Source organism: Streptantibioticus parmotrematis, from assembly GCF_019890615.1.
GTDB lineage: Bacteria > Actinomycetota > Actinomycetes > Streptomycetales > Streptomycetaceae > Streptantibioticus_D > Streptantibioticus_D parmotrematis.
On sequence record NZ_JAINVZ010000021.1, the window covers coordinates 58,080 to 70,553 of the forward strand.

Sequence of the window (12,474 nt, forward strand, 5' to 3'; positions counted from 1 at the left end):
CGGCGTGGACGCCGGTCGCGGCGACGTCGGGAGCGGCGGTACGCATGAGGGGGCCGCTCGCGTGCCCGGGATCGCGGCGCTGCTGCGGCTGGCCGTGGTGGCCATCGACCCGGACCGGCGCGTCTCGTACTGGAACCGCGGCGCGCAGGAACTCTTCGGCCACCGCTGGGAGTCGGTCCACGGCCATCGCGCGGCGGGCTTACTCGCCGCGCCGGTGCCGAACTCGCACGGCCAGTTGCGGGACGCGGCCGAACTCCTCGACGACCTGACCCGTCCCTGCTGGGCCGGCGGATTCCCGGTCACCGACCGGGACGGCGCGCTACGGGACGTGCTGTGGTGGTCGTACCGCGTGGCCGAACCGGTGGGCCACAGCCTGCTGGTGCTGGCCGCGCACGCCACGCCGTTGAGCACCGGCGGCCTGCGCGTCGCGGTCGGCGACCGCCTGCTGCCGTACGCGCTGGTCGGTGAGCCGGGCACGGAGGGCGTCCGCGTCGCCGCCCGGCTGTCCGACCCCGTGGAGCCCGAACGCACCACAGGCACCGCGGACACCGTCGGGCCCGCCGACCGCCTGGGCGCCGTGCTGCCCCGGGTCAGCCCCGGCCGCCTGGAGCGGATCACCCGGGAGATCACGCGCCTCGGCCCGCCCGCGCTGGAGATCGAGGGCACCGCCGTGCTGCCCGTGCTCCCCCACGAGGCGCTCCCGTACGAGACCACGCGCCCCGGCGGCGCCACGGCCCGGCCTGACGCGACGGCCGCCCCGGGTCAGCCGACCGCCACCGCCCAGCCGACCCCCGCCGGCACCGCGCCCGCGCGGCGTCCCGCGCCCCGGCCCTTCTCCCGGCGCCGCGCCGAACTGCTTCCCGCGCCCCGCGACGCCGCGCCTGCCCCGGCGCACGAAGGGCCCCGGGGCGTCGCCGCCGACGCGCTCACTCCGGTGCCCGCCTTCCCGCCCGTCGTTCCCGGCACGGTGCTGGACGAGCAGCTCGCGCTGCTGCGCGAGACCGGCGCCCGCGTCGGGACCACCCTCGAACTCGACGCCACGGCAGCGGAGTTGTGCGCTGTCGCCGTACCGCGCTTCGCCGACTTCGCCACCGTCCTCCTCGTCGACCAGGTCTTCTCCGACACCGCGCCGGAACCCGGCACCGACCCGCACGGCACGGGCCCGCACGGCACCGATCCAGACGGCCCTGCCACGGCCGCCGACCGTACGCCCGGCGCCCCCTCGAACGGTTCGCCGGCCCGTGTGGTGCGCCGCATCGCCGTCGCCAAGGGCAGCCCGCACGGCCCGTGGAGCCGCGCCCTGCCGGAGGGCGAGCTGTACACCATCCCGGCCGGGCTCGCGCCCGCGCTGGACGAACCCTTCCTGCTGCCGGTCGTCGACCCGGTGATCGCCGCAGGGCTCGCCGAGGACCTCGGGGTGCCCGCGCTCGCCCCGCTGCTGCCGGGCCGTTCCGTGCTGCTGACCCCGCTGACCGCGCGCGGCACCGTGCTGGGCCGGATGTGCTTCGTACGGGAGCCGCAGCGGCGGCCGTTCGACGCCACGGACGCGGCGACCGCCGCCGAACTCGCCGCGCGCGGCGCCGTCCACCTGGACAACGCCCGCCTGCACCGCATGGAGTCGCGCGCCGCCGCGACCCTCCAGCGCAGCATGCTGCCGACCTCCCCGCCGCGCATCCCCGGCGTGCGCATCGCCCACCACTACCGGCCGGGCGACCGGCAGGCGCAGGTCGGCGGCGACTGGTTCGACGCGGTCCAACTGCCGGGCGGGCGCGTCGCGTTGATCGTCGGCGACGTGATGGGCCACGGGCTGCTGAGCGCGGCCGTGATGGGGCAGTTCCGCACCGCCGTGCAGACCATGGCGGCGCTCGACCTGCCGCCCGCCCAGTTGCTGCGCCACCTGGACAACCTCGCCCAGCGGCTCGGCGCCGACCACCTGGCGACCTGCGTCTACGCGGTCTACGACCCGATCCACCGCACCCTCGCACTGGCCAACGCGGGCCACATCCCGCCCGTCCTGGTACGCGGCGACGGCCGGGGCGAGCTGCTGCGCATCCCGGAGGGCGCGCCGATCGGGGTGGGCGGGGTGCCGTTCGAGACGGTGGAGTTCCCCGTTCCCGACGGCAGTTGGCTGGTGCTGTGCACCGACGGGCTGGTGGAGGTGCGGGGCGAGGGGATAGACGCGGGACTGGCCGCGCTCTGCTCCAACGTGATCGAACCGCAGCAGACACCCGAGGACGTCTGCGACCAGATCCTCTCCCGCGTCCACTCCGAGGACCGCAGGGACGACGTGGCGCTGCTGGTCGCCCGCTTCGAGGGCATCGCGTCGGCGGACGTCGCCGAGTGGCAGCTCGCGCTCGACCCCTCCGAGGTGCGCACCGCGCGGGCCGTGACCCGCAAGCAGTTGGCGCAGTGGGGCCTCGGCCAGCTGTCCGACCTGACGGAACTGCTGGTCAGCGAGCTGGTGACCAACGCGCTGCGGGTCGCCTCGCACGAGGTGCAGCTGCGCCTGATGCGGGTCGGCAAGCTGCTGGTCGAGGTCAGCGACGACAACCACAACCTCCCGCAACTGCGCCGGGCCGACGCGGGCGACGAGAACGGCCGGGGGCTGGCGCTGGTCAGCAACCTGTCGCGCCGGTGGGGGACGAGCCGCAAGGCGGTCGGCAAGGTGGTGTGGTTCGAACTGCCCCTGCCGAAGGAACAGGCCCTGCCCAAGGAGCAACCACTGCCCAAGGAGCAACCACCCCCGAAGGAGCAGCCCCTGCCGACGAAGCAACCGCCCCCACTGACGGAGCAGCCGCTGCCGGAGGCAGTAGACCCTCCTGGAGGCCTGGAGGAGTAGCCGCGATCGCGGGAGGGCATGCCGCAGAGAGTCCGAAAAACCGTCCGACGGACCGCTTTTCCCCTCACGTGTGTTGTAATATACAACCATTCGAAAGGGGAATCCCGTGTCAGCTTCGCCAGGCCCCGCCGCCCGGAGCGCCGAGCGCGCCGTGAGCGGCTACGACGACAGCCGGGAGGAAGGGGAGGACCGCGAGGAGTCGGTCGAGACCATCCACCGCGAGCTGACCGCCTTCGCCCGCCGCGCCCGCTCGACGGCCGCCCGGATGCATCCGGAACTCTCGCTCGTCGCCTTCACCCTGCTCGCCCACCTCGCCGATCAGCGCGGCTGCCGGGCCACCGATCTCGCCGCGCACTACATGCTGGACAAGTCCACCGTCAGCAGGCAGGTGGCCGCGCTGGAGAAGCTGGGCTTCGTCGAACGCCGCCCCGACCCGGACGACCAGCGCGTCCAGGTCCTGCACCCGACACCTTCCGGGTACGAGGTGCTGACCACGGCGCACGCGCGCCGCCAGGAGGTCTTCCGCCGCCGCTTCGCGGACTGGCCGCAGGACGATCTGACCCGCTTCGCGGAGTACCTGGTCCGCTTCAACGAGGCGTCGGTCGCGTACGACGCCTCGGCCTCGTAGGCCGGCGCCTGCCGGTCGTCGCAGAGCGGCACCTGGCCGCGACACGGAACGCGAGGCTTCCGACGGCAGAGGCTTCCGACGGGACGAGCCGCCGATGACGCGGGCGCCCAACGCCCCTGCCACGGCCCGTCAACACCCCTCCCGCAAGCCGCCGTTCCTCCCGCAGGCCGTCGTTCCTCCCGCAGGCCGCCGTTGAGACGTCAGGCGTTCTCCACCCCGGCGGCCGAGCCCGCGTTCTCCGCCCCGGCGGCCGGCGCGCGGGGGCAGGCCGGGGCCTCGGGCATGTGACGGGCGGCCCAGTCGGCCAGCTCGTTCATCGCGGGGGCCAGCGCGTCGCCCGCGGGCGTGAGCTGGTAGCCGACCCGCAACGGCGGACCCTCGTCCACCTCGCGCAGCACCAGACCGGCCGCCGTCAGCTCGGAGAGCCGGTCGGAGAGCATGCGCTCGCTGATGCCGGGCACCGCCCGGCGCAGCTCGGCGAAGTGCGACCGCCCCTGGGCCATCAGCACGGCGATGATCACACCGGTCCAGCGCTTGCCGAGCAGCGTGAAGACGCGGGTGATTCCCTGGTCGATCGCGTTGCACTCCTGAGGATCCCGCATGGGCCCATCGTACTGCATCGTTCGCAGTCACTATATTTTTGTTAGTAGGTGTGGTATCTCTAGTGGAGGTAAGGATTTCAACTAACTGGGCCCCATGGAGGACCGTCATGGCCACCCTGCTGCACATCGACTCCTCGCTGAACGGCGACAACTCCGCCTCGCGTGCCGTCACCGCCACCTTCCGCAAGGAATGGGAGGCCCAGCACCCGGGCGGCACGGTGATCTACCGCGATCTCGCAGCCGAGCCCCTGCCGCACCTCGACACGGCCGCCGCGAGCGCGGGCTTCGCCGACCCGGCCACCCACACCCCGGAGCAGGCGGAGGGGTTCGCCCTGCGGGTGAAGCTGGCGGAGGAGCTGGAGCGGGCCGACGCGGTGCTCATCGGCGCGCCGATGTACAACTTCACGATCCCCTCCACCCTGAAGGCGTGGCTGGACCAGGTCATCCTCATGGGACGCACTTCCGGTGAGAACCCCTCCGCCAAGGGCACCCCGGCCATCGTCGTGGCCAGCCGCGGCGGCGGTTACGGGCCGGGCACCCCCCGCGAGAGCTTCGAGTTCGTCACCACTTACCTGGACAAGGCGCTGAACGGCGCCCTCGGCCTGGACGTGGAGTTCATCATCCCCGAGCTGACGCTGGCCCGCGTCAACCCGGCGATGGCCGAGCTGGTCGAGCTGGCGGACGCGTCGGCGGCCAAGGCCCACGAGACCGCGACCACCCGCGCCAAGGAGCTGGCCGCCCGCCTGGCAGCCTGATCCGGGACGGCCGACCGGTCGGCCGAACCACCGAACGAGCACGGCGAAGGGCCGCGCGGAACACTCCGCACGGCCCTTCGCCGTGATCCGGCTCACCGCCGGCCCTCGCCCCCTCGACGGCCGGCGGCCACGTCAACGACGGCGGCGCTGTCATCCGTACGGAAAGCGGCACCGTCAACGACGGCGGCGCCGTCAGCCGTGCGGAAAGGCGCCGTCATCCGTCGGAAAGAAGACCCTCACAGCGTCACGCCGAAGTCGCGGGCGATGCCGACCAGGCCGGACGCGTAGCCCTGACCGATCGCGCGGAACTTCCACTCCGCGCCGTTGCGGTACAGCTCGCCGAAGACCATCGCGGTCTCGGTGGAGGCGTCCTCCGTGAGGTCGTAGCGCGCCAGCTCCTTGCCGTCCGCCTGGTTGACGACGCGGATGAACGCGTTGCGCACCTGTCCGAAGCTCTGGCCGCGGCCCTCGGCCTCGTAGATGGAGACCGGGAAGACGATCTTGTCGACCTCGGGCGCGACGGCCGCGAGGTTCACCTTGATCGCCTCGTCGTCGCCCTCGCCCTCACCGGTGAGGTTGTCGCCGGTGTGCTCGACGGCGCCGTCGGGGCTCTTGAGGTTGTTGAAGAAGACGAAGTGCCCGTTGGACAGCACCTTGCCGCCGCCGTCCAGCATCAGCGCGCTCGCGTCCAGGTCGAAGTCGGTCCCGGTGGTGGTGCGCACGTCCCAGCCCAGCCCCACGGTGACCGCGGTCAGACCCGGGGCCTCCTTGGTCAGCGAGACGTTGCCGCCCTTGGTGAGGCTGACACCCATTACGACACCCCGCACAATCCGGCGTGGGCCACGCCACTTGACGATTCCTTTGCCCACCCCGCCCAACGACCGCCCGCCCGGTGAGGTTCCCGCGCGACGAACCGTCGAGGCCCCCGGCGCGATCCGCGCCCCCCGGCGAAGGCCCCGTCAACGGACCCGTACACCCCCGTCAACGGACCCGTACAACGAAGAAGACCCCCGCTCCGGATCTCCGGAGCGGGGGTCTCACTCTGTGCGCGAGGGGGGAGTTGAACCCCCACGCCCTTTCGGGCACTGGAACCTGAATCCAGCGCGTCTGCCTATTCCGCCACCCGCGCATTGGGTGCTGCCGTTCGATTCTGCCACACTTTCCGAGCCGTTCTTGCTGGCCTTCGGAACCGGTGGGAGCGCCTCCCGACGTCCTGAAGACTAGCACGTCATCCGGGGTGGATTCACATCCGTTCCCGGGGGCAGGGCTCCAGGGGGCAGGGGGCCGGACCTGTCCACACGGGACCTTGCGGGACACTGACAGGAGCCGCATCTACCATCCCTGTGAAGACGACGGCACCGCAGTACGACGAACGTCACCGCAGCACGACAACCGGACGGAAGGCTTCCGTCCGACCCGCGTCGGGGCCGCGGTGTGTGAGGGTCGACACTGTTGTAGTCGATGGCTGAGGGGAACCACCTGATTTCCCGTCGCGTGGATACGATCAGTAAGCAGTACGAAGCGAGAACCGCACCGTACGGAAGCGGAACCGAGGAAGGAGGTGCCCCGTGGGAGTACTGAAGCGCTTCGAGCAGCGACTCGAAGGTCTCGTCAACGGCACCTTCGCCAAGGTGTTCAAGTCCGAGGTCCAGCCGGTCGAGATCGCGGGCGCGCTCCAGCGTGAGTGCGACAACAACGCGACGATCTGGAACCGCGACCGCACGGTCGTGCCCAACGACTTCATCGTCGAACTGAGCCCCTCCGACCACGAGCGCCTGAGCCCCTACGCGACCCAGCTCGGCGACGAGCTGTCCAGCATGGTCGCGGACTACGCCAAGCAGCAGCGGTACACCTTCCTGGGCCCGATCAAGGTGCACCTGGAGAAGGCCGACGACCTCGACACCGGGCTGTACCGGGTGCGCAGCCGCACGCTGGCGACCAGCGAGTCGCAGCCGCACGCCGCCGAGGCCCGCCAGTCCCACGACGCCGGGCAGTACCCGCCGTCCGGCGGCCGGCCGGCCGGTCGTCAGCAGCGGCCCGGGGGCTACGGCTACCCCCCGCAGCCCGCCTCCCCGCCGCCCATGCCGGCCGGTCCGCCGCCCGGGCGCGGCTCGGTGACCCGGCTGCCGGGCACCGGCGACCCGTCGTCCACCGCCCGGCGGTGGATCGAGATCAACGGCAACCGCCACCAGATCTCCGGCTCCACCCTGGTGCTGGGCCGCAGCACCGAAGCGGACGTGCGGATCGACGACCCCGGGGTCTCCCGCAAGCACTGCGAGATCCGCGTCGGATCGCCCTCGATGGTCCAGGACCTCGGCTCCACCAACGGCATCGTGGTGGACGGGCAGCACACCCAGCGCGCTACGCTCCGCGACGGCTCACGCATCGTCGTGGGCAGTACCACCATCGTGTACCGGCAAGCCGAAGGGTGAAGCGGGGGCAATGTCAGAGCTGACCCTGACGGTCATGCGGTTGGGCTTTCTCGCCGTGTTGTGGCTGTTCGTCATCGTCGCGGTGCAGGTCATCCGTAGTGATCTGTTCGGAACCAAGGTGACGCAGCGCGCCGCCCGGCGCGCGGAGAGCGGCCAGCGTCCGCCGCAGCAGCGCCAGCAGGCCGCGCCCGCCCCGCAGCGCCAGCAGAACCGCCAGCGCCGGGGCGCGCCGAGCAAGCTCGTCGTCACCGAGGGTTCGCTGACGGGTACGACCGTCGCACTCCAGGGCCAGACCATCACCCTCGGCCGGGCACACGATTCGACCATCGTGCTCGACGACGACTACGCGTCGTCGCGGCATGCCAGGATCTATCCGGACCGCGACGGTCAGTGGATCGTCGAGGACCTCGGATCCACCAACGGCACCTACCTGGACCGCGCGCGGCTCACCACACCGACGCCCATTCCGCCCGGTGCCCCGATCCGCATCGGCAAGACCGTCATCGAGCTGCGGAAGTAGTCGCACTATGAGCCAGCGGAGCGAGCGAGCGCGACCGAGAGGGTGGGCAGCGTGCGGATGTACCCCGAGCCGACGGGCGAGGTGCGCATGAGTCTGTCCCTGCGCTTCGCCGCCGGGTCCCACGTGGGCATGATCCGCGAGCACAACGAGGACTCCGGCTACGCCGGCCCGCGGCTGCTCGCGATCGCCGACGGCATGGGCGGCCAGGCGGCCGGCGAGGTCGCCAGCTCCGAGGTCATCTCCACCCTCGTCACCCTCGACGACGACGTGCCCGGCTCCGACGTGCTCACTTCCCTCGGCGAGGCCGTGCAGCGCGCCAACGACCAGCTGCGCGACATGGTCGAGGAGGACCCGCAGCTGGAGGGCATGGGCTGCACGCTCACCGCGATGCTGTGGACCGGGCAGCGGCTCGGCATGGTGCACATCGGCGACTCCCGCGGCTACCTGCTGCGCGACGGGGTGCTGACGCAGATCACCCAGGACCACACCTGGGTGCAGCGGCTGGTCGACGAGGGCCGGATCACCGAGGAGGAGGCCGGCACCCACCCGCAGCGCTCCTTGCTGATGCGCGCGCTGGACGGCCGCGGCCAGGTGGAGCCCGACCTGTCGATCCGCGAGGTCCGGGTCGGCGACCGCTACCTGATCTGCTCCGACGGCCTGTCCGGCGTCGTCAGCCACCAGACCCTCGAAGAGACGCTCGCCAGCTACCAGGGCCCCTACGAGACGGTGCAGGAGCTGATCCAGCTCGCGCTGCGCGGCGGCGGCCCGGACAACATCACCTGCATCGTGGCCGACGTCCTGGACGCCGAGGACGGCGACACCCTGGCCGGCCAGCTCGACGAGAACCCGGTCGTGGTCGGCGCCGTCGCGGAGAACCCGCACGGCCTGGCCGACCCCCGCCACCTCCAGACCCCCGCGGGCCGCGCCTCCGGCCTCGGCCGCGGCACGCCTCAGCAACCGCAGGCGCCGCAGGGCGCGTTCGGCCCGCCGGAGGGCGGCGACGAGGCGACGCAGGCCCCGCTGGGCAGCTTCGGACCGTACGACGAGTCGGCGGCGTCGGCAGCGTCGGAGGGCCACGCCAAGCCCCGGCGCAAGCGCAAGTGGCCCAAGCGCACCGCGATCGCGATCGCGGTCCTCGCGGTCATCGGCGGCGGGCTGTACGGCGGCTACCGATGGACCCAGACGCAGTACTACGTGGGCGCCAACGGCGACCACGTAGCCGTCTACCAGGGCATCAACCAGAGCCTGCTGGGGCTGAACCTCTCCAAGGTGCACACCGACCACCCGGAGATCGAACTCAAGTACCTGCCGACCTACCAGCGCAGCCAGGTGCAGAGCACCATGGGCGTCACCAGCCTCACCCAGGCGAACGCGGAGGCGGGCGACCTCGGCAAGCAGGCCACCGTCTGCCGGATCGTCGCCGAGAGCAAGCAGAAGACGCCCGTCACCGGCGGGAAGACCAACGGGAAGACCAGCGGCACGACCGGCACCAAGGACGGCGCCACGACCGGCGGCCAGGCCACCCCGAACGGGTCCACCGTCAGCACCGACGCGGCCGGGAACACCACGGGCCACGGCACGCCCGGCACCACCTCCCCGTCCGCCAAGCCGAGCCCGAGCCCGTCGGCGCCGGCACTCTCCGCCGACGAGCAGAAGCTGGCGCAGCAGTGCGGCACCGGCCAGCAGTAGCAGCAGGAGGGAGCGGCCCGCAGTGAGCAGCGTCAGCAACACCACCACCATCAGCTCGGTCGGGGCACCGAACCGGCGCAACACCGAGCTGTTGATGCTCCTGTTCGCGGTGGCGATCCCGGTGCTCGCCTACGCCAACGTCGGCCTGGCCAAGAACGGCTCGGTCCCCGCCGGAATGCTCGGCTACGGCCTCGGCCTCGGGCTGATCGCGGGCGTCGCGCACGTGATGGTGCGCAAGTTCGCGCCGTACGCCGACCCGTTGATGCTGCCGATCGCGACGTTGCTCAACGGACTCGGACTGGTGCTGATCTACCGGCTCGACCTGGAGCCGTCGATCACCACCAAGGCGCTCGGCGGGCCGCGGGCGCCGGGGCAGCTGATGTGGTCGGCGCTGGCGGTCGCGCTGTTCGTGGCGGTGCTGGTGTTCCTCAAGGACCACCGCATCCTCCAGCGCTACACCTACATCTCCGGGGTGGCCGCGCTGCTGCTGCTGGTCGCGCCGATGTTCTTCCCCGCGGTCAACGGCTCGAAGCTGTGGATCATCATCCCGGGCCTCGGTTCCATCCAGCCCGGTGAGTTCGCCAAGATCATCCTGGCGATCTTCTTCTCCGGTTATCTGATGGTCAAGCGGGACGCGCTCGCGCTGGCCAGCCGCCGCTTCATGGGCCTGTACCTGCCGCGCGGCCGCGACCTCGGCCCGATCCTGGTGATCTGGGCGCTGAGCATGATGATCCTGGTCGTCGAGACCGACCTGGGCTCCACGCTGCTGTACTTCGGCCTGTTCGTGGTGATGCTCTACGTCGCCACCGAGCGCACCAGCTGGATCGTCTTCGGCCTGCTGCTGGCCGCGGGCGGCGCCACGGTCGTCGGACTGACCTCGCCGCACGTGAAGGTCCGCGTCGACCAGTGGCTCAACCCCTTCGCCGGCATCGCCCAGCACGGCGCCACCGAGGCGGCCCAGGTGATGTGGTCGTTCGGTTCCGGCGGCGTGCTCGGCTCGGGCCTGGGCCAGGGCTACTCCCGCCTGATCGGCGGCATCGGCGTGAAGTCCGACTACATCCTCGCCACCGTCGGCGAGGAACTGGGCCTGTGCGGCCTGATGGCGATCCTGCTGCTGTACGGCCTGCTGGTGGAACGCGGTGTGCGCACCGCGCTGGCCGCCCGCGACCCGTTCGGCAAGCTGCTGGCGATCGGGCTGTCCAGCGCGATGGCCCTCCAGGTCTTCGTCGTCGCGGGCGGCGTGACCGGCCTGATCCCGCTGACCGGTATGACCATGCCGTTCCTCGCCCAGGGCGGTTCCTCCGTGGTCGCCAACTGGGCGCTGGTCGCGATCCTGCTGAGGATCAGCGACACCGCGCGCCGCCCGGCGCCCGCGCCCGCCTCGTCCCCCGACGCCGAGCCGACCCAGGTGGTCCGCCTGTGAACAAGCCCCTGCGCCGAGTCGCCATATTCTGCGGCCTGCTGATCTTCGCCCTGCTGCTGCGCGACAACTGGATCCAGTTCGTCGAGGCCGACTCGCTCAAGAACGACACGCACAACCGCCGGGTGCAGATCGAGGAGTACGCCAAGCCGCGCGGCGACATCATCGTGGACGGCAAGGCGGTCACCGGCCACACCACCACCTCCGGCAGCGACTTCAAGTACAAGCGCACCTACACCGACGGCCCGATGTGGGCGCCGGTGACCGGGTTCGCCTCGCAGGCCTTCGGCACCACGATGCTGGAGGGCGTCGAGGACAAGATCCTCACCGGCGACGACGACCGGCTGTTCTTCAACCGGACCATCGACATGCTCACCGGCAAGCAGCAGCAGGGCGGTGACGTGGTGACCACGCTCAACGCCAAGGCGCAGGCCGCCGCGTTCAACGGGCTGGGGAACAAGAAGGGCGCGGTCGCCGCGATCAACCCGCAGACCGGCGCGATCCTGGCGCTGGCCAGCACCCCGTCGTACGACCCGGCGAGCATCGCCGGGAACTCGACCCAGGACTCCCAGAACTGGACGAAGCTGGTCAACGACCCCAACCAGCCGATGCTCAACCGGGCGCTGCGGCAGACCTACCCGCCCGGCTCCACGTTCAAGATCGTGACGGCGGCGGCGGCGCTGGACAACGGCCTGTACAGCAACATCGACACGCCGACCGACTCCCCGCTGCCGTACACCCTGCCCGGCACCAGCACCGTGCTGAACAACGAGGGCGACATCCCCTGCAAGAACGCCACGCTGATGGTGGCGCTGCAGTACTCCTGCAACACCGTCTTCGGCAAGATCGGCGCCGACCTGGGGCAGAGCAAGATGCTGGCCGAGGCGAAGAAGTTCGGCTTCGACTCCACCACCGACACCCCGGTGCGCACGGTGGCCAGCAACTTCGACAGCAAGACGATGTACCCGTCGCAGACCGCGCTGTCCTCGATCGGCCAGTTCGACACCGCGGCCACCCCGCTGCAGATGGCGATGGTCGCCGGTGCGGTCGCCGACGACGGCAAGCTGATGCAGCCGTACATGGTCGACCAGCTGCGGGCGCCCAACCTGAGCGTCGTCGACCAGACGAGCCCGAAGCAGATGAGCCAGGCGATGACCCCGGAGACCGCGCAGAAGCTCCAGCAGATGATGGAGAACGTGGTGAACAAGGGCACCGGCACCATGGCGCAGATCCCCGGCGTCACCGTCGGCGGCAAGACCGGTACCGCGCAGCACGGCGTCGCCAACAGCGCGCTGCCGTACGCGTGGTTCATCAGCTACGCCAAGACCGACCAGGGCTCCCCGGTCGCGGTCGCGGTCGTCGTGGAGGACGGCAACGCCAACCGTGACGACATCTCCGGTGGCGGCCTGGCCGCCCCGATCGCCAAGTCCGTCATGGAGGCCGTCCTGAACAAGTGACCCGGGTCACTTGGGTTCCGCGCGGGCCACGGCAAACCGGCCGGCCGGAAGTGAATCCGCTCACGTCCGACTTCTACGAAGCGTCCGTTTTCGCACGTCACGGTACCGGTCGCGTATCGGCTCGCGGTCGGG

10 protein-coding genes and 1 tRNA gene are annotated in these 12,474 nt (G+C 71.3%); 8 read left to right on the forward strand and 3 right to left on the reverse strand.

All coding sequences use genetic code 11. The features are described from left to right. The first annotated feature begins 61 nt into the window (after positions 1-61). Together K7472_RS25115 and K7472_RS25120 are read left to right on the forward strand one after the other, a co-directional pair. The gene (locus K7472_RS25115) at positions 62-2,839 is read left to right on the forward strand and encodes a SpoIIE family protein phosphatase (protein ID WP_308014077.1); all 2,778 of its coding nucleotides are present in this window, start codon (positions 62-64) and stop codon (positions 2,837-2,839) included. A gap of 151 nt (positions 2,840-2,990) precedes the next feature. Beyond that, complete coding sequence (locus K7472_RS25120; protein WP_308014084.1) at positions 2,991-3,467, forward strand: MarR family winged helix-turn-helix transcriptional regulator; 477 nt, start codon at positions 2,991-2,993, stop codon at positions 3,465-3,467. A 200-nt stretch (positions 3,468-3,667) separates the two neighbouring features. Here the strand turns inward: K7472_RS25120 and K7472_RS25125 are convergent, their stop codons facing one another. Further along, positions 3,668-4,069 carry a winged helix-turn-helix transcriptional regulator gene (locus K7472_RS25125; protein WP_222980830.1) on the reverse strand — a complete coding sequence of 134 codons (402 nt, stop codon included), beginning with the start codon at positions 4,067-4,069 and terminating at the stop codon, positions 3,668-3,670. Between the two features lie 107 nt (positions 4,070-4,176). Here K7472_RS25125 and K7472_RS25130 point away from each other — a divergent pair, with 107 nt between their 5' ends. Next, the gene (locus tag K7472_RS25130; protein WP_222980831.1) at positions 4,177-4,824 is read left to right on the forward strand and encodes an FMN-dependent NADH-azoreductase; all 648 of its coding nucleotides are present in this window, start codon (positions 4,177-4,179) and stop codon (positions 4,822-4,824) included. A 236-nt stretch (positions 4,825-5,060) separates the two neighbouring features. Here K7472_RS25130 and K7472_RS25135 read toward each other — a convergent pair whose 3' ends face one another. Further along, positions 5,061-5,636 carry a TerD family protein gene (locus tag K7472_RS25135; protein ID WP_222980832.1) on the reverse strand — a complete coding sequence of 192 codons (576 nt, stop codon included), beginning with the start codon at positions 5,634-5,636 and terminating at the stop codon, positions 5,061-5,063. Positions 5,637-5,869: 233 nt separating this feature from the next. Beyond that, a tRNA-Leu gene (locus tag K7472_RS25140) sits at positions 5,870-5,953 on the reverse strand. A gap of 439 nt (positions 5,954-6,392) precedes the next feature. Between K7472_RS25140 and K7472_RS25145 the strand changes: the two genes are divergently transcribed. From K7472_RS25145 to K7472_RS25165, 5 genes are read left to right on the forward strand one after another with little or no spacing between them, the layout of a single operon-like run. After that, entirely contained in the window at positions 6,393-7,256 is an 864-nt protein-coding gene (locus tag K7472_RS25145; RefSeq protein ID WP_222980833.1) for an FHA domain-containing protein, read from the forward strand. A gap of 10 nt (positions 7,257-7,266) precedes the next feature. Continuing rightward, complete coding sequence (locus K7472_RS25150) at positions 7,267-7,776, forward strand: FHA domain-containing protein FhaB/FipA (RefSeq protein ID WP_222980834.1); 510 nt, start codon at positions 7,267-7,269, stop codon at positions 7,774-7,776. 57 nt (positions 7,777-7,833) lie between these two features. Then, positions 7,834-9,465, forward strand: a complete 1,632-nt coding sequence (locus K7472_RS25155; RefSeq protein WP_289679229.1) for a PP2C family protein-serine/threonine phosphatase — start codon at positions 7,834-7,836, stop codon at positions 9,463-9,465. 22 nt (positions 9,466-9,487) lie between these two features. Beyond that, on the forward strand, positions 9,488-10,888 hold the full coding sequence (locus K7472_RS25160) for an FtsW/RodA/SpoVE family cell cycle protein (RefSeq protein WP_222980835.1): 1,401 nt from the start codon (positions 9,488-9,490) through the stop codon (positions 10,886-10,888). Beyond that, positions 10,885-12,342, forward strand: a complete 1,458-nt coding sequence (locus K7472_RS25165) for a peptidoglycan D,D-transpeptidase FtsI family protein (protein WP_222980836.1) — start codon at positions 10,885-10,887, stop codon at positions 12,340-12,342. Before K7472_RS25160 ends, K7472_RS25165 begins: the two co-directional genes overlap by 4 nt. Positions 12,343-12,474: the final 132 nt, after the last annotated feature.

What these genes read in the sequence shown, in the direction of transcription:
- K7472_RS25150 (WP_222980834.1), top strand. Translation starts at nt 7,267, where the DNA reads ATGTCAGAGCTGACCCTGACGGTCATGCGGTTGGGCTTTCTCGCCGTG.
- K7472_RS25125 (WP_222980830.1), bottom strand. Translation starts at nt 4,069, where the DNA reads ATGCGGGATCCTCAGGAGTGCAACGCGATCGACCAGGGAATCACCCGC.
- K7472_RS25135 (WP_222980832.1), bottom strand. Translation starts at nt 5,636, where the DNA reads ATGGGTGTCAGCCTCACCAAGGGCGGCAACGTCTCGCTGACCAAGGAG.
- K7472_RS25155 (WP_289679229.1), top strand. Translation starts at nt 7,834, where the DNA reads ATGTACCCCGAGCCGACGGGCGAGGTGCGCATGAGTCTGTCCCTGCGC.
- K7472_RS25130 (WP_222980831.1), top strand. Translation starts at nt 4,177, where the DNA reads ATGGCCACCCTGCTGCACATCGACTCCTCGCTGAACGGCGACAACTCC.